The following is a 22,496-nucleotide window of genomic DNA, read 5'->3' on the forward strand; positions in this document are numbered from 1 at the left end:
CAAGCAATCGGGGGTCTGTGTGCAGTCTGTGCTGGTAGCGAATCCCAAGGGCGGGAGTGGAAAATCCACTCTAGCCACCAATCTGGCTGGCTACTTTGCCAGTTCCGGCCGCAAGGTCATGCTGGGCGACGTGGATCGCCAGCAGTCTTCACTGCGATGGTTGCAAGAGCGTTCCTCCAGTCTGCCTGCTATCCAGGGATGGGAAGTGGCTGTCGGTGAGCCGGCTAAACCGCCCAAGGGTACCGAAATGGTGATCCTGGACAGCGGTGCTGGCCTGCATGGCAAGAAAATGGCGACGCTGGTTTCCCGTGTCGAGCGCATTCTGATACCGATTCAACCTTCCCCTTTCGATATGTGGGCCAGCGGCGAGTTTTTCGAGCAGTTGCTGGCGGAAAAAGCCATTCGCAAGAACAAGGTGTTCATGGCGGTGGTGGGGATGCGGGTCGATCCGCGCACCCGCTCGGCCAAAGAGTTGGAGCGCTTTTTGGCCGATCACGATGTACCGGTACTCAGTTGGTTGCGTGACACCCAGTTATACGTGCAGGCGGCAGCATCCGGCATGACGCTGTTTGATCTGCCCGAATCCCGCACCCAGAAAGACAGAGCTGCCTGGAAGCCCATTTTGCGCTGGTTGGGCGAGGCGGATGATGCGTGTTGGTTTGATAAATAATCTTCATGCGAAGAAATAAATGCTTGACGTGAAGATATTGCGGGCGTAGATTCGACCGGTAATTGCGTGCGAGCCAAAGGATGGCGGCGCAGGAGAATCCGTAAGCGGGAGCCCATGTGGCTCCCGCTTTTTATTGGGGCCCCTGCATTTTTATCGTCTACAGCCTGAAGGGAATACTTGCATGATGACTACCGAACTGAACTATGGCGACGTGTACCTCGTCCCGAGAAAAACCATTGTCGACAGCCGCAAGGAATGCGATACCTCGGTTCAATTCGGGCCACGCTGTTTTGACATGCCCATCTATCCCTCCAATATGAAGTCGGTGGTGGATGAAGAAACTTGCGAAGCCTTTGCCCGTCTGGGCTGGTTTTACACCATGCATCGTTTCAATGTGGATGCCTGCCGCTTTACCGCGGCCATGCAGGAAAAGGGTCTGTTTGCCTCCATCAGTGTCGGCGTCAATGACGACACCCTGCAACAGCTGGCCGAGCTGAAAGCTGCCGGGCTGACGCCAGAGTACATCACGCTGGACGTGGCCAATGCCTGGTGTGTCAAGGCTGAGCGCATGATCAAACATATCAAGGCTTCCTTTCCGGGCAGCTTCCTGATTGGCGGCAATATTGCCACCGCCGAGGCCGCCCGTGATCTGGAAAGTTGGGGGTGTGACGCCATCAAGGCCGGTATTGCCGGTGGCCGGGTGTGCATTACCAAGAACAAGACCGGTTTTCATCGTCCGATGATTTCCACCGTGCGCGATTGTGTGTCGGCAGTCAGCGTGCCGGTGATTGCGGATGGCGGCATCGTGGAACATGGCGACATGGCCAAGGCGCTGGCCTGTGGTGCCAGCATGATCATGGCCGGTTCGCTGTTTGCCGGTTATGACGAATCTGCCGGCGAAATTGTCGAGATCAGCGGCAAGCATTACAAGGAATACTTTGGCAGTGCCTCGCAGTTCAACAAGGGGGCTTATGTCAATGTGGAAGGCAAGAAAATCCTGGTGGAATACAAGGGCAGCATCGGCAAATTACTGCGGGAACTGAAGGAAGACCTGCAGTCCTCGGTCAGCTATGCCGGTGGTCGAGATCTGGCTGCACTGAAATCGGTGGAGATGATCCAGGTGTCCCGCTGAAACCGGTTCATTCGCCTGCAGTACAGCAAACAGCCCGCCTTGTGCGGGTTTTTTTACGTATCAGGCTGGTAATGAGGTGCAGTTTTCTTATTCTGAGTCATGGACTTTATTGTTAGAATGTTAATATTAAATAAATTGTTTTAAATAATTAAAACTAACAAAAGAACTCACATCAAATGAAGATCAATCTGCCTGTTACCGCCAACGAGTTGATTGTCGACCCTGTCAATCCCATCGTTACCAAGACCGATGTGAAAGGCAGCATTACCTATGCCAATCGCGCTTTCATTGAAATCAGCGGCTTTAGTGAGGCCGAACTGCTGGGCAAGAACCACAATGTCGTGCGTCACCCCGACATGCCGCCATCTGCCTTTGCCGACTTGTGGGACACGGTAAAAACCGGCAAACCCTGGCGGGGCATTGTCAAGAACCGGGCCAAGAATGGCGATTTCTATTGGGTGGAGGCTTACGTTACCCCTATTACCGAACATGGGCGCATTGTGGGCTATATGTCGGTACGTTCCCAACCCAAGCGGCAGGATGTGGAAGCCGCTGCCGCCTTGTACCGGCAAGTGATGGACAAGCAGGCCAGCCTGCCATCCACCCTGCAGCGTTATGCGCGGCAGTCCGATGTACTGAAAGTGGCACCCCTCCTGTTTGTGCTGGGGCTGCTGGTGACCATGGTGTCGTTCTTTTTGCCGGATTCATTGCAATGGCTGCGCGTGGTCGGCGGCATGGCCGGCTGTCTGCTGGCCCTGGGGGCCGGCACCTGGGCGTGGCTGCGGGTAAGATCGGCACTCATGGTGCTGGATGGGCGCTTCCAGGACTTGCAGGAAGGGCGGCTGGATCATGCCACCATGGCACATGAAGGTGGCCTGCTGGGCAAGGTGCTATCTTCGCTGGAGGCCTTGCGTATTCATTACCGCGCCACCATTGCCGATGTGATGCGGGCCAGTTTTCATACCAAGGAACAGGCTCATGGCTTGCTGGATGATATGCATGTACTGGCTGCGCGATCGGTACAGCAGCGCCAGGGCCTGAACCAGATCAGCCACAATATGGAGTCGCTCAGCCTGGCGGTACAGGATGTGGTGCGGTTGGCCGAGCATAACCAGCAGGATTCGCGTCATACCCAGCAAGTAGCGCGCGAAGGCCGCCAGACCATGGACGCAGCTACCTCTGCCGCCGAGCGTGCGGTGGGCGTGGTATCACAATCGCGAGGCGCCATGGTGGAGCTGGATGAGGCGATGATCCGCATCCGCAGCATGACCAGCCTGATCCGCGAGATTGCCGACCAGACCAATCTGCTGGCCCTGAATGCTGCAATCGAAGCCGCGCGTGCCGGTGAGATGGGGCGTGGTTTCGCCGTAGTGGCCGATGAGGTACGCAAGCTGGCCGAGCGCACCACCAAAACCACGGATTCGATTGGCGAGATTGTCGAGGAGATCGGCAAGATCACTCATTCCGCTGTCAGCAGCATGGATGCTACGGTGGAAGAGGTTGGTGAGGTCAATGGCCAGATTCGCCTGTCGTCCGGCAATTTGCAGGGGCTGATCGAGGCCGCCGAGCAGTCCAGTCAGCAGGCGCAGCAACTGGCGCGGGAAATGAGCAGCAAATCCGACTCCATCAATGTGATGGCTGCTGCGCTTGAGCAGCTGAATGCCTTGTCCGAGCAGGATCTTAACACCACGCATTCCATCGGCGAGAGTGCTGGTCGTCTGGCCGAAACTTCGGTGGATCTGGCACAGCTGACCGAAGATTTCAGCAAATGGCAGAAGCGCTGACGTACTGAGCATTACCCATGCAGCAGCCTGCCCACGGTCACTCGGGGCAGGCTTTTTTCATGCTGGCTCTGTTGTGGTCACCGGGCGACGGGCTACCCAGATGGAAGTCTCCAGTTGCATGGCAATGTCGTCATGCTGATTCAAGGTCGTCCAGCGCAACTGCACCACGCCAAAACCGGGCTGGCTGGCGGAAGGCTTTTGTCCCAGCACTTCGACTTCCGCACGCAGGGTATCGCCAGCGCGGGTGGGGCGTGGCCAGCGCATGTCACGGATGCCCATGCCGATCAGCCCATTGGCCACGTTCTTCAGCTCGCTGGCTGTGATCAGGCGCATGGTGAGGCTGCTGGTGTGCCAGCCGGAAGCCGCCAGACCGTCAAAGACACTGGTCTTGGCTGCCTGCGGGTCGGTATGGAAGGGCTGCGGGTCAAACTGGCTGGCAAAGGCAATGATTTCGTCTTCGCTCAGGGTATGGCTGGCGGTTTGAAAGCGGCGGCCGGTGGTCAGGTCTTCGTAGTAGAGCATGGCTGACGTCAACGTAAGTGGAGGCTGTCCAGCATACGATGCCGGGTGCGTCAGGTCAAAGCCCTTGCCCGGCTGGGCAAGGGTGGCACTCAGATGCGCAGGGCGGCGATCAGGTCGCTTTCCAGGGCCAGTACCATCTTGTCATCCTTCAGGCCGGGGCCGCTGATCAGGAAGGAGTCCTCGGCGCGGCTACCCAGCGTCATGATCTTGGCCGATTGCACGCTCAGGTGGTAATCGGCCAGCACCTTGGCAATGCGTGCCAGCAGGCCGGGTCGGTCACCGGTCACGATGGACAGCACGTAGAAGTTTTCCTTGTCATCCGGACGGATCAGTACTTGCGGCGCAATCGGGAAGTGCTTCAGATGACGGCTGATGCGGCCATTGGCCGGCGGCGGCGGCGGGGTTTCCAGCCGCAGGCATTCAGCCAGTTCAAATTCGATGAAATTGATCATGTCGCGATAATCCCCGTCGTGATGCTCGGGAATGAAGACATGGAAGGTATCCAGCGCATAGCCGTGGCGCGTGGTATAGACCTTGGCGTCGGCAATGCTGTAATTGGTGCGGCCAAAAAAGGCACAGGTGCGGGCAAACAGTTCCGGCTTGTCCGGGGTGTACACCAGTACCTGGATGCCCTCGTGGTCGTCCGACAGGCGGGCGCGCACCATCGGGGTTTCAATATTGACGAAACGGTTGAGGATGCGGGCGTGCCAGGCAATTTCCTTGGCCTCGTGGCGCAGGAAGTACAGCATGTCCAGTTGCGACCACAGTTTCTGTTCCACCCCTGCAGGTACGGCATACAGGCGCAGCAGGCTGAGGGCCTGGGTCTTGCGTTCTTCCAGTTCCGAGTTCAGGTCCACCTCGCCGCCGCGCAACAATACCCGCAACGTGGCGTTGTACAGGTCTTCCAGTAGCTTGGCCTTCCAGGCATTCCATACCTTGGGGCTGGTGCCGCGAATGTCGGCCACCGACAGCAGATACAGCGCCGCCAGGCGGCGCGGGGTTTGCGTCAGCTCGGCAAAGCGCTGGATCACGTCCGGATCGTAAATGTCCTGCTTCTGCGCGATGCTGGACATGGTGAGATGCTGGCCCACCAGCCAGACCACCAGTTCGGTGTCCTCGGCGGACAGTTCGTGCTGCTCGCAGAACTCGCGTGCATCCACCATGCCCAGCGTGGAGTGGTCACCGCCACGACCCTTGGCAATGTCATGAAACAGGCCGGCCACATACAGCACTTCCGGCCGTTCGAAATCATTGATCAGGCGGGACAAGAAGGGGTATTCGTGATTGAAGGCGCTGATGGCAAAGCGGCGCAGATTGCGCACCACCATCAGGATGTGTTCGTCCACGGTATACACATGGAACAGGTCGTGCTGCATCTGGCCGACGATGCGGCCAAAGCCCGGCAGATAACGGCCCAGCACGCCGTACAGGTTCATGCGGCGCAGGCAGCGGGTGAGGCCGGGTTCGCGCAGCATCTGCATGAACAGGCGGCGGTTTTCCGGGTTCTTGCGGAAGCGGTCGTTGATATGGCTGCGGCCATGCCACAGGGCGCGCAGCATACGCGGGGCAAAGCCGGTGAGTTCCGGATTGCGCTGCAGCATCAGGAAGGCTTCCAGAATGGCGGAAGGCTCTTTTTCAAACACATCGGGGCGGCGAATGCCGAGCATGCCGTTGACCGAGTAAAAGCGCTCGTTCAGATTTTGCGTGATGCGTGGTACTTGCGAGTAGAGGCGGGCACGCAGATTGGGCAGCAGGATGCCATTGAGCTGGCTTACCGTCTTGGCGGCGCGGAAATACAGCTGCATCACCTGTTCACTGGCCCGCTTGGCTGGCGTGTCCTGCAGGCCGAAGGCCAGTCCCATGCTTTGTTGCAGATCGAAGATCAGCCGGTCTTCGCGCCGGCGTGCCAGGATGTGCAGGTCGATGCGCAGGCGTTGCAACTGGCGGTCGCTGTGGTGAATCAGCCTGGCTTCCGCCGGGGTGAGGATGCCGCGCTGTACCAGATCGCTCCAGTTTTCCCCCAGGCCAATGGCCTTGCTGATCCACAGGATGGTGTGCAGATCGCGCAGGCCGCCGGGGCTTTCCTTGATATTGGGTTCCAGATTGTTGGTAACCCCAAAATGTCGGTTGTGGCGTTGCTGTTGTTCCAGCGTCTTGCCTTCAAAGAAGGCGAGCGGATCGCGCTGGCAATCCAGCTGGCTGATCAGTTGGTGGTAGGGTGCGGCAGCACCGGCCACCAGGCGGTTTTCCAGCAGGTTGGTTTCAATGGTGATGTCACCTGCCGCCTCCTGCAGGCACTCGTCTGTGGTACGTACACTGTGACCCACTTCCAGGCCGATATCCCACATGCGGCCGATGAGTGCGGCAACGCGTTCCGGCAAATCTGCCGGAGTGGGGCTGGGCAACAGCACCAGCACATCGATGTCGGAACTGGGAAACAGCTGGCCACGGCCATAGCCACCAACTGCAATCAGGGTGGCAGTCTCGTCCATGCCGGCCTGCTGCCACAATTGCTGCAGTACGCTGTCCACCAACAGACTGTGCTGGCTCAGGTAGTGCTGCGGGTCACGCCCGACCCGATATTGTTCAAGCAGTTGCTGGCGCTGGCTGGCCAGCTGTTTGCGCAGGTCTTGAGTCGGGTCGCTAGCGTGTTGGTCCATGTCAGCGTCTTTCCTGTTTCAGGATGATGGCGATGCCGGCAAACAGGAACATCAATGTCGGTACCGTAGCGGAAATGATCGGATTCCAGCTGTACAGCAAGCCCAGGTGGCCGAACAGGCGGTTGATGAAGTGAAAGCCCACCCCCAGGCAAATACCGGAAAACAAGCGCACGCCCAACTGGCCGTGACGGCGCTGCTGCGGGGTGAACGCCAGTGCCACCAGCGCCATGGATACGCAGGCCAGTGGGTAGAACAGCTTGCTCCACAGCGCAATATCGTAACGCTGCGTCTGCTGCTTGTTGGCACTCAGGTGTTCGATGTACTTGATCAGGTTCATCGCCGACATCTGTTCCGGCACCACCAGCAGCACATTCAGGATGTCCGGCTCCACAATCGAGGTCCACTGCGCCAGCGGCACCGACTTGCTTTCCACATGGTCCGGGAACAGACGGGTTTCTACCACATTGTGCAATTGCCATACGTGGGCAGCGCGCTGGTAGTTGCCGCGTTCGGCATAGCGGGTGGTCATCAGCTGGTAGTTGTCGTCATAGGTGTAGATGCGCACGCCCAGCAAGGTGGTGTCAGGCAACATTTCATGCACATTGATGAAGTTGTTGTTGTCCTTCACCCAGATACCGGAGCGGAACTCCTGCGCCACCATGGAGCGCATGGCCGACAGCTTCATGCGCTCGGCCTGCTGCAGGGCATAGGGGCTGATGAACTCACCCAGTGCCGTGGTAAGCAGGGCAAAGCCCAGACCAAACAACAGCAGGGTACGGGCAATCTGGCCCAGCGTGATGCCACAGGTGCGTATCACCGTGTATTCGCTGGAGCTGGCCAGCTGGGTCATGGCCACCATGCCGCCAATCAGCACGGCCAGCGGCATCAGTTCGTAGGCATGGCCCGGCGCCTGCAGTGCGATGTAGCCCAGCATCTTGGTGATGCTGTAATTGCCGTGGTTCAGATCTGGCACTTCATGAATGATATCGAAGAAACCATACAGGCCCAGCAAGGCTGCCAGGGTAAACAGCGTGGACTGGGTCAGCGCGCTGATGATGTAGCGATAAATCAGTTTCATCGGATTCAGTGCTTGTGCAGGAAGTATTTCAGGGTCTGGCTCACGGAACTGGCTGGGCGATCACGATATTTCAGTAGCAGAACGGCAATGATCAGCACAATGACATGTACCACCAGAATGCTGGCCATGCCCACCTTGCCCTGGGTGATCCAGTTGCGTACCAAGGTCAGGCTGTTCTGATACAGGAAGAAGCCCAGCAAGGCTACTACCAGGTTGTAGGCGTGGCCGCTGCGCGGGTTGTAGTACGACAGTGGGATTGCAAGCAGTGCCAGCACCAGGCAGCTCAGCGGCATGGACAGCCGCCATACCAGCTCCGAGCGGTAGGCCGGGTCGCTACTGCCTATCAGCGTGCTGGTGCTTTGCGCCTGGCGATTGTTGGGCGCAGCCGCCAGCTTCTGGTTGGTTCCGATCAGCACGCTGTAGCGCTTGAAACTGCCCACTTCGTAATTCGACTGGCCTGGCTCACCCACATAGCGGCGGCCATCCTCCAATACCAGCACGCGTTCGTTGTCAGCATTCACCGTGATGTAGCCGCGTTGGGCGAAGATGCTGGAAACCTTGCCTTCGCTTACGTCCTGCATGAATATGCGCGTGGCGGCACCATGTTGACCGCCATAACTTTCGATGAAATAAACCTTGCTGCCCGAGCCGGTTTCCTTGAATACGCCGGGGGCGATGGCGCTGATTTCCTCGCGCCGCTTGAGGATTTCGGCATACACCTGGCTGCGCTCTTCCGCCCAGGGGGCAATGAACAGCGACACAATGCCCACCAGCAGGGCCAGTGGAATGGTAAAACGCATTACCGGCCATATCCAGTCGCGCAGCGACAGGCCGGATGACAACCATACCGCCATTTCGTGATCGCGCCAGATGCGGGTCATCACCACCAGTACGGTGACGAATACGGTAAGAATCATCAGCAGGGGAAACAGGCCCAGCGCCCAGAAACCGATCAGTGCGGTAACCGCTTCGTTTGCAATCTGGCCTTCGGCCGCACGGCCTAGCAGGTTGATGGCCTGGGTAGAGAGAATGATGGCCAGCAGGACGACAAAAACGCCCAGGGCGGTAAAAGTCAATTCTCGGGTCAGGCTTTTACGAAAAACCATTTATCAGTGCCTTTTTGACTTTTTATGACTTGCGTAGTGATAATTTGATTTGATAACTCTGAAACGCCGTTTCCGGCAAATTTCGGGATGGACGCAGCTTCTGTCTTCGCCTGCTACAGGCAGGGCTTTCCGGCACGCCAGGCACTGCTGGCAGCCTGCAAGGAAGTGGAATAACTGACACTCGCATTACACGGGAGTACAAGATGGAATTTAACATAAAAAGCGGCAGCCCGGAAAAACAGCGCGTTGCCTGCGTGATAGTAGGTGTCTATGAATCGCGCAAGCTAACCTTTGCCGCCGATTTGCTTGATCGCATCTCCAACGGCTTTATCAGCGACGTGATTCGTCGTGGCGACATGGAAGGCAAGCTGGGCAGCACGCTGTTGCTGCACTCTGTGCCGCATACCCTGTGCGACCGGGTGATGCTGGTCGGTCTGGGCAAGGAGCGCGACTTCCGCGCCAAGGAGTACCGCGAGGCCGTGCGCAGCTCGGTGCGCAGCCTGACCCAGACATCCGCGACTGAAGCCGTCAGCTACCTGACCGAGCTGACCGTGAAGAAACACGATGTCGAATGGATGATCGAACAGGCCACCGTGGTGACGCTGGACGTGCTCTACCGCTTCGACCGCTTCAAGAGCAAGCAGGATGACAGCGTGCGTGAGCCGCGCAAGCTTACCCTGGCCGTGCCGCGCCGCAGCGATCTGGCCGATGGTGAGAAAGGCCTGCTGCGCGGCTTGGCCATTGGTAACGGCATGAAGCTGGCCAAGGATCTGGGCAACCTGCCGCCCAATGTCTGCACGCCGGCTTACCTGGCAGAAGAAGCGGAGCGCATTGCCACCGAATTCGGCACGGGTGTGGAAATCTACGGCCAGAGCCAGCTGGAAGAGCTTGGGCTCAACTCCTTCCTGTCGGTCGCCCGTGGCAGTGTGGTGGAACCCAGGCTGATCGTGCTGCACTACCAGGGTGCCAAGGACAAGAACGACCGCCCGCTGGCACTGGTGGGCAAGGGCATCACCTTTGACTCCGGCGGTATCTCGCTCAAGCCCGGTGAAGGCATGGACGAGATGAAATACGATATGTGCGGCGCAGCCTCGGTACTGGGTGCCTTCCGCGCTGCCGTGGAAATGAAGCTGCCGATCAATCTGGTCACCATTGTACCGGCCTGCGAAAACATGCCGGCCGGCAATGCTGTCAAGCCCGGTGACATCATCACCAGCCTGTCCGGCCAAACCATCGAAGTGCTCAATACCGATGCCGAAGGCCGCCTGATCCTGTGCGATGCGCTGACCTTTGCCGAGCGCTTCAATCCGGAAACCGTGATTGATGTCGCCACCCTGACCGGTGCCTGCATCATCGCCCTGGGCCATGTTGCCACCGGCCTGTACAGCAACCAGGACAGCCTGGCGCGCGAGCTGCTGGCCGCTGGCGAGGAAGTGGCCGACCGTGCCTGGCACATGCCGCTGTGGGATGAATACCAGGAACAGCTCAAGAGCCCGTTTGCCGACATGGCCAATATTGGTGGCCGTCCGGGTGGCAGCATTACTGCCGCCTGCTTCCTGTCGCGCTTTGCCAAGGCTTACGACTGGGCGCATCTGGACATCGCCGGCACCGCATGGAAGAGCGGCAAGGACAAGGGCGCAACCGGTCGCCCAGTGCCGCTGCTAGTGCAATTCCTGCAAGACCGCGCCGACATCGCCCTGGGCAATGTCGTGCGCCGTGGCCGTCCGCGTCGCGAATCGCCAGAAGTTGTAGAAGATGACGCGGATTGATTTTTATACCAATGTGGCCCAGCCGCAGGAGTTTGCCTGCAAGCTGGCCGCAACGGTATTTCGCAAACAGGAGCGCCTGCTGGTGTGGCTGGAGGACGAGCGGGCGCTCGATACCTTCAGCAACCGGCTGTGGTGCATCAGTGACATCCAGTTCATTGCCCACTGCCGGCTGGATGCTGCCGAGGCGGCGGAAACTCCGATCTGGCTTACCGCCACACTGCCGGCAGACTTGCAGCACCCGGTGTTGTTGAATCTGGGACCGGAATTACCGCCCGCGCCGGCGCAGTTTTCCCGTATTCTGGAGATTGTCGGAACCGATGAGGCCGCGCTGGATACCGCCCGCCACCGCTTCAAGGCTTATCGCGCTCTGGGTTACGCCATCCAACATCATGACATGAGCCACAAGTGACCATGAACCAGTCGCCAACGCCTGATCTGCCCTCTTGGGACGAGCTGGACCTGCCAGTGCTGGACGAAGTGGTGGATGAATCCGCCATTCCTGTATTGGCAGAGGAAGTGCTGGACGTCCCGGATTTTGATTTTTCCAGTGAGATGGAGGCCGTAAAGGGCGGTTTGCCCATGCCGGCAGAGGGAGTGGCGGAACTGGAAATACCGGAACTGACACTGGAAGATCTGGATGTTGCTCCGTCGACGGCAGGGGCTGCGGCACTGGATCTGGCCAGCCTGCCTTCGCTGGATCTGACCGAGCCCGCAGGTGAGCTTGATCTTGCACAGGTACTGCATGGTGATCAGGGGCGTGCAGTAGCCGCTACGCCGGAGTCGCAAGCAATGGCAAGACCGGAAGCGCCCTTGTTGGCAGTGGATGGCTTTGAATTCATGCTGGATGAACCAGCACCAGCACCAGCACCAGCACCAGCACCAGCACCAGCACCAGCACCAGCACCAGCACCAGCACCAGCACCAGCACCAGCCATTGAGCCGGAGTTGCAGCCCCTCCCGCTGCCGGCTGCAGAAACACTTGCCATGCCGGCTGTCGCGGTAGCGGAGCCAGTGGCAGCGTCTGCGGCAGTTCCGGTTGTGGAAGAGCTGCAGATTCCTGATCTGTCCGATGAACTGGACATTGACTGGGACAGCATGGCCGAACCAGCGGTTGTCGCGGAATCTGTACCGCAGGCCGACGGCGTGCATCATCAACCCATCCTGGGTGAAGAAATCAAGGAAGCTGCTGCTGCGGGTTCTGACGAAGCGCAGCCGTCTTTACCGGCGGATATTCCGCCGGCCTTGCCTGGCGGCCTGTCCATTTCCCTGGATAGCCTGCCGGCCGGAGTGCTGGGAGGCGGTATCGGACGGCTGGAGGAGGAAACGCCTTCGGCCAGCGAGTTGCTGGCACGGGCACAGGCGCTGGTTGCAGCCACGCCGGGCTCGCTTGATGAAGTCTTGCGCGCAGCCGAACAGACACTGGCAGAGCAGACTGTTGCTGAGCAGGATGCATTGCTGCCACCCCTGGTTGCCCCTGTGGCACCGGAGGCAAAGTCATTCACCTCCCTGAGCGAAGCCGAGTTGCTGGAAGCCATGGCGACCTTGCCCAGCATGCAGCCCGCTGGACTGATGGAGCAGGACTGGCCGGGGCTGGGCGAAGCCATGCTGCCTGAGGCTGCGGTATCGGCAGAGCAGGATGAGGCGGACGTTCTGGCTGCCTCACCCTTGCTGCAGGATGAATGGGCGGGTGAATACGACAAGGTGGCGACGCTGCCGGCAGCAGAGCTGCCAGTGCAGACGACGGATGACACACTGTCGGTTGAAATGGAAGAGAGCTGGCCGGGCCTGGGCGATGTTGATCGTGCCAATGAAACCGAGCTAAGCCTGCCGGAGGAAACGGAAATCACCCCGCCTGTGGCGAGCCATCCACATGCGCTGCCGCAGGATTTGCCAGTGCTGGATGAGGAAGCACACTTCATTCCTGCAGATGATGCAGAAGAGATGATTGCCAGCGCCAGCGAAGCGGCACCGTTTGCTCCCCTGCCGGTGACAACGCCGGTAGCGGCATTGTTTGCAGAGTCGCCGTTTGCCAGTGAGCGTGAGCCAGAGATCACGCCGCTTGTCGCCGAGCATGCCTTGCCGTCACCGTCGCCTGCAGTGCCAGATGGTGCGCCCGCCGCTGTGCCAGACCTGCCGGTACTGACCGATATCGAGCCGGAGTCAGCTGTCACCACGGCGGAGCCACCGGCTGTCGACAATCCGCAGGCAGTCCACCCTGCCGCACTGAAGACACTGACCGGTGCCAGCTTTGCTGCCGCCATGCCGCAGACAGGTTCGCAACCTGCACTGCCCGATAGCGGCAAGGCAGTGGAGGTGCTTAGCGTTGCTGCGGTTACCACGGCGTCGGCAGCAGCAGCGCTGATGAATCCGGCCAGTCACAAGGACGAAACCGTGGCGGTGGTGGACGAGCGTGCGCTGGTGGAAGCCATGTATGAAAAGCTGCTGCCACGCATGAAGGTGGAACTGTCGCTGTGGTTGCAGGATGCTCTGGAACTGCAGGCCAAGAACATGCTGTCCGGGGTGATGCAGCAGCTGAAGGAAGACTACGACATGCTGTTTGGCGAAACCCTCAAGGAAAGCCTGCGGCAGGCCATTCTGGCCCTCGGGCGCGAGCAGCAGGGCCAGCATGGTCCTTCCGGAGGAGAAGACTGATGGGACACCGTCTATCCCGCATCGTCACCCGTACCGGGGATGATGGTACGACCGGCCTGGGTGATGGCAGCCGGGTGGCCAAGGATTGCACGCGGGTACACGCGCTGGGCGAGGTGGACGAACTCAACTCGGTACTTGGCGTGCTGCTGGCTGAGGATTTGCCTGAGGACGTCTCCCGGCACTTGCTGGCGGTGCAGCACGACCTGTTTGATCTGGGTTCGGAGTTGGCGGTGCCTGGTTATGCGGCGATTAAGCCAGAGCACGTGGTGACGCTAGAGCAGTGGGTAAGCCAGATGAATGCCGGTTTGCCCATGCTCAAGGAGTTTATTCTGCCGGGCGGTTCTCGGCCGGCCGGGCTGGCGCATCAGGCCCGATCTGTATGTCGCCGGGCGGAGCGGGCGCTGGTAGCGGCTGCGCATGAGGGGGAGGTTTCCCAAGCCGCCCGGCAGTATCTGAATCGCTTGTCGGACGCCCTGTTCATTCTGGCACGGCATCTGAACAAGGCGCTGGGGCAGCCCGATGTGTTGTGGCAGCCGCATCGCAGGGAATGATGCCAGCCTGGCTGGAATCAACAAAGCCGCTCCGAGGAGCGGCTTTTCTTATCGCCTTGGCTGCATTCAGGCTTTAGCGTGGCTGGCGGCAGGCACCAGCACGTCTGGCGGCAAATGCTCCAGCCACTGTAGCAAACGCTCTGCCGTGCGTTCCCAGTGCGTGTCCAGCATCATCATATGGCCCATGTGGGGTAGGATTTCCGCGTTGACATCCAGCCGCTCGGCAGTAACCACTACGTCCTGCGGCGAGATCAGCATATCCTCGGCCGCTCCCAGCACCAGGGCCGGCAAAGGCGGGATGGCCGCTATCCCCAAGGGGTTGACCAGGGTCATGTCCATGACCGCACGTTGGCTTTCCAGCTGGCAACGCCGCACTAGCAAGTCGGTGGTGCTGTCCGGGGCATCGGCAGAGAGCAGCAGATCGCGCAGCTCTTCCTGGGCCGGGTTGTAGCTGCCCTGCTGATACAGATTCAGATTAAGCAGCAGGCCCGGTGCCTGGGTCAGCAGGCGCAGGCTGGAGGAGGCCAGCCCGGTTGGCGGGACAGATGCCAGGAAGGCGGCTGCCGGCAGGCGATGACGGATCAGGTATTGCTGCAGCACAAAGCCACCCATCGAATGACCAATCATGATGGGGGTGTGCTTGATGCGCTTTACGGCTGCACTCAGATTACGTACATAGTCGTCGATGCTGATGGCTGCCAGATATTGCCGCCCGTCGCTGTCGCCATGTCCTTCCAGGCTGAGCGCCCAGCAGTCATAGCCCTGGCGGGCAAACCATGGCAGGAAGGTTTCCTGCCAGCACCATGCGGCACAGAATGCGCCGTGGACAAACAAAAGGGGCGGCGCGTTGCGCGCCGTCCCTGTTGCTGCCTCATGAATCAGTTCGAGGCGTGGTTGCATTGAATCAGAGTACCTCTCCGGCATGGTCTGCCAGTCGTGAGCGTTCCCCGCGTTGCAGGGTGATATGGCCGGAATGTTCCCAACCCTTGAAGCGGTCGACCACATAGGTGAGGCCGGAACTGCCTTCAGTCAGGTAGGGCGTGTCGATTTGCGAAATATTGCCCAGACAGACTACCTTGGTTCCCGGACCTGCACGAGTGATCAGTGTCTTCATCTGCTTGGGTGTCAGGTTTTGCGCCTCGTCGATGATCAGATACTTGTTGAGGAAGGTGCGGCCACGCATGAAGTTGAGTGACTTCACCTTGATGCGCGAGCGCACCAGATCGCGAGTAGCGGCACGGCCCCAGTCGCCGCCATCGTCGTCGCTCTTGTTCAGTACATCCAGGTTATCTTCCAGCGCGCCCATCCAGGGGGCCATCTTTTCCTCTTCCGTCCCCGGCAAAAAGCCGATGTCTTCACCCACCGGTACGGTGACGCGGGTCATGATGATTTCCGAGTACAGTTTTTGTTCCAGCGTCATGGCCAGACCTGCGGCCAGGGTGAGCAGGGTTTTGCCGGTGCCGGCCTGACCCAGCAAGGTGATGAAGTCCACCTCAGGGTCCATCAGCAGGTTTAGTGCGAAGTTCTGTTCCCGGTTGCGGGCGGTAATGCCCCACACATTATTCTTGTGATGGCTGTAGTCCTTCAGGGTCTGGATGACGGCATTCTTGCCCTCAACATTGATCACCCGTGCTTGCAGGGGCTGCGGCCCTTCCTGCCACAGCATCTGGTTGATCAGCAGATTGGGGACGTCCTGTCCCTTTACCTGATAGAAGCTGCGGCCTTGTTCCTGCCACGACTTCATGTCCTTGCCATTGCGTTCCCAGAAGGTTTCGTCGATCTCGCGGGTGCCGGTGTACAGCAGGTCGGAATCCTGCAGTACCTTGTCGTTGAAATAATCTTCTGCGTCCAGGCCCAGTGCGCGGGCCTTGATGCGCATATTGATGTCTTTGGACACCAGGATGACGGAGCGCTCTGGGTGCAGCTCCTTTAGTGCCATCACGATACCCAGGATCTGGTTATCAGCCTTGCCCACTGGCAAAGAAGGGGGCAGTACGCTGTGAATGGCCTGGGTCTGCAGGATGAGCTTGCCGGTGGCAGCCTCGCGGCTGGCATTCTTCAGCGTAATGCCGGCTTCGATTTTGTTTTCACAGCCGCTGACAATGTCGTCCAGGAAGCGACTGGTCTGGCGGGCATTGCGCGCCACTTCCGACATGCCGCTCTTGTGGGCGTCCAGCTCTTCCAGGGTGATGATGGGGATGAAAACATCGTGCTCTTCAAAGCGGTACAAACTGGTAGGGTCGTGCAGCAATACATTGGTGTCCAGAACGAACAGCTTGGTGGTTTTGCTTTTTTTACGGCTTACCATGATGGACCCCTTGGCGATGCAGTGCCCGGTCGACAGACCGGGGCGCTGCGTTAGAGAGTGTTTACAAAGGCAAGAACTTCTGCGGCATGGCCGGGCACTTTTACTTTGCGCCACTCGCGCACGATCACACCGCTGGCATCGATCACGAAGGTGCTGCGCTCGATGCCTCTTACCTGTTTGCCGTACATGTTTTTCATTTTGATGACGTCAAACAGGGTACAAACAGTTTCCTCCGCATCGGATAGCAATTCAAACGGCAATTCCAGCTTGGCCTTGAAGTTTTCATGCGATTTGATGCTGTCACGCGAGATACCGACAATGCTGATGCCTGCTGCGGCAAACTGGGCATGGAGGTCGCGGAAATCCATGGTTTCGTTGGTGCAGCCCGGGGTGTTGTCCTTGGGGTAGAAGTAGATCACCAGCGGCTTGGACGCAGCAGAAAGAGAGAAGGTGGTGCCGGTCGTGCCGGGCAGGGTGAAGTCGGGGCAGGGTGTGCCTGACATGCAAGACTCCTGACGGTGGAGGTTGGTGGGAATGCAACCGCCTTGCTTTGAGCTTAGCGGAAATTTCTTACTATTGTCATCCTTATTCTGAGCCACATTCTTCATGATGACCACGTCGTATCAGCACCAGCAGCGCGCCTTCACCACCCATCGCCTCGCTGGCCTGACAGAAAGCCAGTACTTCCGGGTGATGGCTCAACCAGGTACGTACCAGCTTTTTCAGCACCGGCTGGCCATTGGAGCCAAACCCTTTGCCGTGGATGATGCGCAGGCAGGGACCGCGCTGCCGGGCACGGTGCAGGAACAGTGCCAGTGCATCCTGGGCCTGATAACGGTCCATGCCGTGTAAGTCCAGCTGACAGGCAACTGGCCAGTGGCCACTACGCAAACGTTTTAGCGTCTGGCCGGGCATTCCGGGACGGGCGTACTGGTTCTGGCTGTCCTGGGGTTCGAACAGACCGGTCATGTGCCGCAGTACTTCCATTTCGGTTTGTGCTGATAGGCCATGCTGGCCATGGCGACGACGTGGATGGGGACTGGGTTTCTTGTGTTGGGGAATATGGCGCGGCGGGCTTTTCAGCGGGATGACATCGCTGAACAGCTGCTTGAAGTCCGGTTCGGGTGGCGGTGCCGGAACGGGGACAGTCGGACGCACGGCAGGGGTGTCACGCAGACGCCCCTGCCGGCGGATTTCCTTCAATGTATCCTTGAAGGCCTTCAAGGTATTACTTCAGGCTGTCCAGATAACGTTCGGCGTCCAGGGCTGCCTGGCAGCCAGAGGCGGCACTGGTGACGGCCTGGCGGTAGATATGGTCCTGCACGTCACCGGCGGCAAACACGCCATCCACACTGGTCAGGGTGGCATTGCCTTCGCGGCCGCCACGGGTGATCAGGTAGCCGGTGGCATCCATTTCCAGTTGGCCCTTGAAGATGTCGGTATTCGGCTGGTGGCCGATGGCGATGAACACGCCCATCAGCTTGATGTCTTCGCTGCTGCCATCGTTGAATTTCAAACGGGCACCGGTTACGCCGCTGTCATCGCCCAGCACTTCATCCAGCTTGGCATTCAGCTTGAGGGTGATCTTGCCTTCGGCCACGCGCGACATCAGCTTGTCGATCATGATTTTTTCGGCACGGAAGCTGTCGCGACGGTGGATCAGGGTAACGTGCCTGGCGATATTGGCCAGGTACAGCGCTTCTTCCACGGCGGTATTGCCACCACCAACCACGGCGACATCCTGGTTGCGGTAGAAGAAACCATCGCAAGTGGCGCAGGCAGACACACCCTTGCCGGCAAAACTTTGTTCAGACGGCAGACCCAGGTATTTGGCGGATGCACCGGTGGCGATGATGAGCGCATCGCAGGTGTATTCGCCGGCGTCACCTACCAGACGGATCGGCTTTTCATTCATGTGGGTGGTGTGGATGTGATCGAAGATCATTTCCGTACCGAAGCGCTCGGCATGCTGCTGGAAGCGCTGCATCAGCTCGGGGCCCATCACGCCGCTGGCATCAGCAGGCCAGTTGTCTACCTCGGTGGTGGTCATCAGTTGGCCACCTTGTGCCAGGCCGGTAATCAGGACCGGTTTGAGGTTGGCACGTGCTGCGTAAACGGCGGCGGTGTAGCCAGCAGGACCGGAACCAAGGATCAGGAGGGGGCTGTGACGGGTGTTGCTCATCGTGTTGTTCCTGTTTTAGGTCGTTGGACAGTCATTTTAGCAGCTTTGCCATGACAGAATGGCGCATGCGGTCTAAACTGGACTGGTTAAGATATGTAATGAGTCGGGAGGTGGGGGCATGGACGGAATAAGTCAAGTAAGCGGACAGAATGTTTCATCGGCCACTCAGGTGTTCGCCCTGAAAAAGTCGCTGCAGGCAGAAGGCCAGTCGGTTTTGTCTCTGGTGCAAGGTGCCAGTGATGCCGGTACGCAAATCAGCCAGGCGGCATCGAATCCGGCTCATCTTGGTCAGAGCGTTGATGTTAGGGCCTGATTGAGCTGGACGGATTCCAAAGCGGCGACAGCCGCTTTTTTTGCGGCTGTCAGTTTCTGGGCTGTGTGTAGTGGTGGATGCCGGGAAATGAAAAAACCGGGGATGCCCGGTTTTTTCTTGGCAAGCAGGGGGTCAAGCCTGTTCGCTAACCCGGCGACTGCTTGCTTGAGTGGAGCTTTCCAATAGCGACTGGTTGTTCTGGTACTGTGCAACAGCTATCTGGCCACTGCTCTTTTGGCTTTCCAGTGTGACTTGGGCCTGATTGCGAACCGGGGCTGACTGGCTGCTGGCCGTGGTTTCATTGCTGTCTGCGCTGGCGCGTGCATTGCTGCGGTTGTCGCGGTTGCGATTGCTGATGGCTGCTGTGGTGCTGTTACTGGTGGAGTCGGTTTCGTTGCTTGCCCGGCTGGCATTGACGGTCCGAGTGCTTTCGGTGCTGATATTGACTGCCTGGCTGGAGGAAAGCTGGCTGGCCAGTTGCTGTTCCACCTGCTGGCGGTTCTGGCTTTGCCGTGATGGTGTGCTGCTAACAGCAGCTTGCTGGCTGCTGCCGCTGGCTTGCAGTTGTTCGGTTGTGCTCTGGCTGCGGGTGGACGGCGTGCTGGTTTCGCTCGTCGTCTGGCTGCTGCTGGCTGCGCGGCTGTTGCGGCTCTGCTGCAACAGGCTGGCCGTGGTGTTGGCACTGCTGCTTTGCAGGCGAGAGATGCTGTCCATGGCGCAACTCCTGATCAATAGGCTAACCCTGTGATTTTAGAACATTTTGCACCAGGTTTGCTGATAAATCAGTCAGTCTTGCGCCATGGTGTGGATTTACGTCAACAGTACCAGGGCCAGCATGCGTTCTGCCAGTTTGTCCACGCTCAGTTCTCCGTCGGATTTATACCACTGCACCGACCAGTGCAGGCTGCCCAGCAAGGTGCGGCGCAGCAGGCGGGTATCCTGTTTGACCAGCCCGGCGGCTGCGGCTTCGTCCAGTACTTCCTGCCACAGTGCCTCGTAGCGGTCGCGCAGCACGATCAGGCCGGGCTTGGCGGCGGCGGATACGCTGCGCCATTCGTACAGCATCACTTCCAGTGCCGCCTGGTTGTCGCCCAGCAGCGAGCTCAGGTGCACATGGAATAGCGCTGACAGCTTGTCGCGCGGGTGACGTGCGCGGGCAATGGCTTCGCCCAGCTGTTCGGTGGTGGCGCTAATGCCCAGCGCCATCACGGCCACCAGGATTTCTTCCTTGGTACGGAAATGGTAGAACAGGCTGCCGGACTGCAGGCCGACCGCATTGCCAAGGTCTCGTACCGTGGTGCGTTCATAGCCCTGGTCGCGGAACAGCTTGGCGGCGGCGCGCACCAGCTCCATGCGGCGGCTGTTTTCTTCCGGCTGATTGTTCTTGTCTTGTACGCTCATGATTCAGCCTATGTACTGCGGGTAAATTGAATGGTGGTGTTGCCCAGTTCGGGCAGAAAGCGCTGTGCAGCCTGCCAGGCCATGTCCGGGCCCAGTTGTTCCAGACAGTTGGTGTGCTGGTAAGGGCATTTACGTTCGAAACAGGGGCTGCAATCCAGATTGAGGCTGACCACGGCGGCCTGATCGGACAGCGGCGGGGTGAAGTCCGGGCTGGATGAACCATACAGCGCCACCAGCGGCTTGCCCAGCGCGGCGGCAACATGCATCAGGCCGGAGTCGTTGCACACGGCCAGGCGGGTCAGACCCATCAGGTCGATGGCTTCCTCCAGTCCGGTATTGCCACACAGATTGATGGCCGCGCCATCGGCCAGGCGGGCGATGTCCGCGCCGATTTCCTGGTCCTTGCTCGAGCCGAACAGCCAGACGGCAAAGCCGGCAGCGGCAAAGCGCTTGGCCAGTTCGGCAAAGTGGCGCGCCGGCCAGCGCTTGGCCGGGCCGTATTCGGCACCCGGACAGAAGGCGACGATCGGGCGGCTGGTGTCCAGTTGCAGGCGGCGGGCGGTTTCCTGCTGGCTTTGCGGGTTGGTCACCAGTGCCGGATGGGCGATGGGGCGCGGCAGCGGCGTATTGCGCGTTTCCGCCAGGGCGCAGAAGCGCTCCACCATCATCGGCAGTTCCTGCTCGTCCAGCTCGCGCGGGTCGTTGAGAATCCAGTAGCGCGATTCACCGATGAAGCCGGTGCGTAGCGGAATGCCGGCAAACAGCGGGATCAGGGCCGATTTAATGGAGTTGGGCAGTACGATGGCCTGATCGAAGCCTTCGGCCTTGAGCTTGCGAGCGGTTTCCCAGCGTTCGCGCAGGCGCAGTGCACCGTGGCCGAAGGGGTTGAGATGCGCCTTGGCCACTTCCGGCATGCGTTCGAGCAGGGGCAGGGTCCAGGCCGGGGCAAATACATGCAGTTCCAGGCCCGGGTGGCGCTGGTGCAGCCGCTGGTATAGCGGCTGGGCCATGACGCTGTCGCCAACCCAGGAGGGGCCGATGACCAGTATTTTTTTCTTCATGAAGGGTTCCGCTTCCAAATCAGCGCCAGCCTGGGGGCCAGGTGGCAGCAAGCTGGCGTTGATTTGGTGGGCGGGCAAGCGAAAAAGGTGCGGAAGCCCGCACCTTTCACATGCCGTCTGTCAGCGCAGGGCTCAGTGATGATGTCCGGCCGGGCCGATCAGCTTGTACTGGGTGCCACAGTAGGGGCACAGTGCTTCGCCGGTCTTGTGCACGGGCAGGAATACACGCGGGTGCGAGTTCCAGGCCACCATGTCCGGCATCGGGCAGTGCAGGGGCAGGTCCTTGGCGGTGACTTCGATGATGCGGCGGGTGTTTTCTTTCAGTTCAGCCATTGTCTTTCCTTGTCAGGCCGGCGGCGCCGGCCCTTGCTGCAGGGGTGTGTTTACTTGACGTAGGTCAGCCAGTGTTCGTGTTCGGCATCCAGGCCCTTCACGATATTGAAGTACTTCTGCTGGATGGCGGCAGTAATCGGGCCGCGACTGCCTTCACCGATGGCGCGGCGGTCCAGCTCGCGAATCGGGGTGACTTCGGCGGCGGTGCCGGTGAAGAAGGCCTCATCCGCGCTGTAGACTTCGTCGCGGGTGATACGTTTTTCGATGATCTCCAAGCCTTGCTCCTGGGCGATCTGCACCACGGTGTCGCGGGTGATGCCTTCCAGCGCGGAGGTCAGGTCCGGGGTATACAGCTTGCCCTTGCGCACGATGAAGATGTTTTCACCCGAGCCTTCGGCAACGAAACCGTCCACGTCCAGCAGCAGGGCTTCGTCGTAGCCGTCTGCCGTGGCTTCGTTGTTGGCCAGGATGGAGTTCATGTAGTTGCCGTTGGCCTTGGCCTTGCACATGGTGATGTTGACGTGGTGGCGGGTGAAGGACGAAGTCTTCACGCGGATACCCTTTTCCAGGCCTTCTTCACCCAGGTAGGCACCCCAGGGCCAGGCTGCCACGATGATGCGCACGTCGTCCTTTTTCGGTGCCACGCCCAGCTTGCCGGAGCCGTAGAAAGCCATCGGACGGAAGTAGCAGGAAGACAGCTTGTTGGCCTTCACCACGTCCAGGTGGGCCTGGTTGATGTCATCCTTGCTGAACGGCAGGTCCATGCCCAGGATCTTGGCAGAGCGGAACAGACGGTCGGTGTGGTCCTGCAGGCGGAAAATGGCCGGGCCCTTGGGGGTTTCGTAGGCGCGCACGCCTTCGAACACGCCCATGCCGTAATGCAGGGTGTGGGTCAGCACGTGGGTGGTGGCATCGCGCCAGTCAACCAGTTTGCCGTCATACCAGATGAATCCGTCACGATCTGCCATCGACAT

General features: G+C 59.5%; 21 protein-coding genes. 7 read left to right on the forward strand and 14 right to left on the reverse strand.

What is annotated here, in order from left to right; all coding sequences use genetic code 11:
* The first annotated feature begins 19 nt into the window (after positions 1-19).
* From GSR16_RS07060 to GSR16_RS07070, 3 genes are all read left to right on the forward strand, one after another.
* Positions 20-670: a ParA family protein gene (locus tag GSR16_RS07060; RefSeq protein WP_159875880.1), complete on the forward strand. Its 651-nt coding sequence runs from the start codon at positions 20-22 to the stop codon at positions 668-670.
* A 181-nt stretch (positions 671-851) separates the two neighbouring features.
* Entirely contained in the window at positions 852-1,802 is a 951-nt protein-coding gene (locus GSR16_RS07065; protein ID WP_159875882.1) for a GMP reductase, read from the forward strand.
* 176 nt (positions 1,803-1,978) lie between these two features.
* Entirely contained in the window at positions 1,979-3,586 is a 1,608-nt protein-coding gene (locus tag GSR16_RS07070) for a methyl-accepting chemotaxis protein (protein ID WP_159875884.1), read from the forward strand.
* Between the two features lie 57 nt (positions 3,587-3,643).
* On the opposite strand, the gene GSR16_RS07075 is transcribed toward GSR16_RS07070, so the two are convergent.
* The 4 genes from GSR16_RS07075 to lptF all read right to left on the reverse strand — a co-directional run bounded on the left by GSR16_RS07075 (position 3,644) and on the right by lptF (position 8,952).
* Positions 3,644-4,108: a MaoC family dehydratase gene (locus GSR16_RS07075; RefSeq protein WP_159875886.1), complete on the reverse strand. Its 465-nt coding sequence runs from the start codon at positions 4,106-4,108 to the stop codon at positions 3,644-3,646.
* Between the two features lie 89 nt (positions 4,109-4,197).
* Positions 4,198-6,768 (reverse strand): [protein-PII] uridylyltransferase, encoded by a 2,571-nt coding sequence (locus tag GSR16_RS07080; RefSeq protein WP_159875888.1) that lies wholly within the window; start codon positions 6,766-6,768, stop codon positions 4,198-4,200.
* A 1-nt stretch (position 6,769) separates the two neighbouring features.
* Positions 6,770-7,846 carry an LPS export ABC transporter permease LptG gene (gene lptG, locus GSR16_RS07085; RefSeq protein ID WP_159875889.1) on the reverse strand — a complete coding sequence of 359 codons (1,077 nt, stop codon included), beginning with the start codon at positions 7,844-7,846 and terminating at the stop codon, positions 6,770-6,772.
* A gap of 5 nt (positions 7,847-7,851) precedes the next feature.
* The gene (lptF, locus tag GSR16_RS07090; protein WP_159875891.1) at positions 7,852-8,952 is read right to left on the reverse strand and encodes an LPS export ABC transporter permease LptF; all 1,101 of its coding nucleotides are present in this window, start codon (positions 8,950-8,952) and stop codon (positions 7,852-7,854) included.
* A 203-nt stretch (positions 8,953-9,155) separates the two neighbouring features.
* Between lptF and GSR16_RS07095 the strand changes: the two genes are divergently transcribed.
* Genes GSR16_RS07095 through GSR16_RS07110 form a run of 4 tightly spaced genes read left to right on the forward strand, consistent with a single transcriptional unit; the run spans position 9,156 to position 13,924 of the window.
* On the forward strand, positions 9,156-10,721 hold the full coding sequence (locus tag GSR16_RS07095; RefSeq protein WP_159875893.1) for a leucyl aminopeptidase: 1,566 nt from the start codon (positions 9,156-9,158) through the stop codon (positions 10,719-10,721).
* Positions 10,708-11,130, forward strand: a complete 423-nt coding sequence (locus GSR16_RS07100) for a DNA polymerase III subunit chi (protein ID WP_159875895.1) — start codon at positions 10,708-10,710, stop codon at positions 11,128-11,130. The genes GSR16_RS07095 and GSR16_RS07100 overlap by 14 nt, the downstream gene beginning before the upstream one ends.
* Before the next feature lie 2 nt (positions 11,131-11,132).
* Complete coding sequence (locus tag GSR16_RS07105) at positions 11,133-13,373, forward strand: hypothetical protein (protein WP_159875897.1); 2,241 nt, start codon at positions 11,133-11,135, stop codon at positions 13,371-13,373.
* Positions 13,373-13,924, forward strand: a complete 552-nt coding sequence (locus tag GSR16_RS07110; RefSeq protein ID WP_159875899.1) for a cob(I)yrinic acid a,c-diamide adenosyltransferase — start codon at positions 13,373-13,375, stop codon at positions 13,922-13,924. The genes GSR16_RS07105 and GSR16_RS07110 overlap by 1 nt, the downstream gene beginning before the upstream one ends.
* Before the next feature lie 66 nt (positions 13,925-13,990).
* Here the strand turns inward: GSR16_RS07110 and GSR16_RS07115 are convergent, their stop codons facing one another.
* From GSR16_RS07115 to GSR16_RS07160, 10 genes are all read right to left on the reverse strand, one after another.
* A complete protein-coding gene (locus tag GSR16_RS07115) occupies positions 13,991-14,824 on the reverse strand; it encodes an alpha/beta hydrolase (protein ID WP_159875901.1) in 834 nt (277 codons plus the stop codon).
* A gap of 4 nt (positions 14,825-14,828) precedes the next feature.
* Positions 14,829-16,232 carry a PhoH family protein gene (locus GSR16_RS07120; protein WP_159875903.1) on the reverse strand — a complete coding sequence of 468 codons (1,404 nt, stop codon included), beginning with the start codon at positions 16,230-16,232 and terminating at the stop codon, positions 14,829-14,831.
* Positions 16,233-16,282: 50 nt separating this feature from the next.
* The gene (locus GSR16_RS07125) at positions 16,283-16,735 is read right to left on the reverse strand and encodes a peroxiredoxin (RefSeq protein ID WP_159875905.1); all 453 of its coding nucleotides are present in this window, start codon (positions 16,733-16,735) and stop codon (positions 16,283-16,285) included.
* An 82-nt stretch (positions 16,736-16,817) separates the two neighbouring features.
* Positions 16,818-17,456, reverse strand: a complete 639-nt coding sequence (locus GSR16_RS07130; RefSeq protein WP_159875907.1) for a Smr/MutS family protein — start codon at positions 17,454-17,456, stop codon at positions 16,818-16,820.
* A 4-nt stretch (positions 17,457-17,460) separates the two neighbouring features.
* Positions 17,461-18,414: a thioredoxin-disulfide reductase gene (gene trxB / locus GSR16_RS07135; protein WP_159875909.1), complete on the reverse strand. Its 954-nt coding sequence runs from the start codon at positions 18,412-18,414 to the stop codon at positions 17,461-17,463.
* A gap of 445 nt (positions 18,415-18,859) precedes the next feature.
* Positions 18,860-19,441, reverse strand: a complete 582-nt coding sequence (locus GSR16_RS07140; RefSeq protein WP_159875911.1) for a hypothetical protein — start codon at positions 19,439-19,441, stop codon at positions 18,860-18,862.
* A 96-nt stretch (positions 19,442-19,537) separates the two neighbouring features.
* Positions 19,538-20,128, reverse strand: coding sequence for a TetR/AcrR family transcriptional regulator (locus tag GSR16_RS07145; protein WP_159875913.1), 591 nt, complete (start codon positions 20,126-20,128; stop codon positions 19,538-19,540).
* Positions 20,129-20,136: 8 nt separating this feature from the next.
* Positions 20,137-21,189, reverse strand: a complete 1,053-nt coding sequence (gene waaF, locus GSR16_RS07150; protein WP_159875915.1) for a lipopolysaccharide heptosyltransferase II — start codon at positions 21,187-21,189, stop codon at positions 20,137-20,139.
* Between the two features lie 132 nt (positions 21,190-21,321).
* On the reverse strand, positions 21,322-21,522 hold the full coding sequence (locus GSR16_RS07155) for a zinc-finger domain-containing protein (protein WP_159875917.1): 201 nt from the start codon (positions 21,520-21,522) through the stop codon (positions 21,322-21,324).
* Positions 21,523-21,572: 50 nt separating this feature from the next.
* Entirely contained in the window at positions 21,573-22,496 is a 924-nt protein-coding gene (locus GSR16_RS07160) for a branched-chain amino acid transaminase (RefSeq protein ID WP_159880760.1), read from the reverse strand.

The sequence above is a fragment of the Aquitalea denitrificans genome (assembly GCF_009856625.1).
Lineage (GTDB): Bacteria > Pseudomonadota > Gammaproteobacteria > Burkholderiales > Chromobacteriaceae > Aquitalea > Aquitalea denitrificans.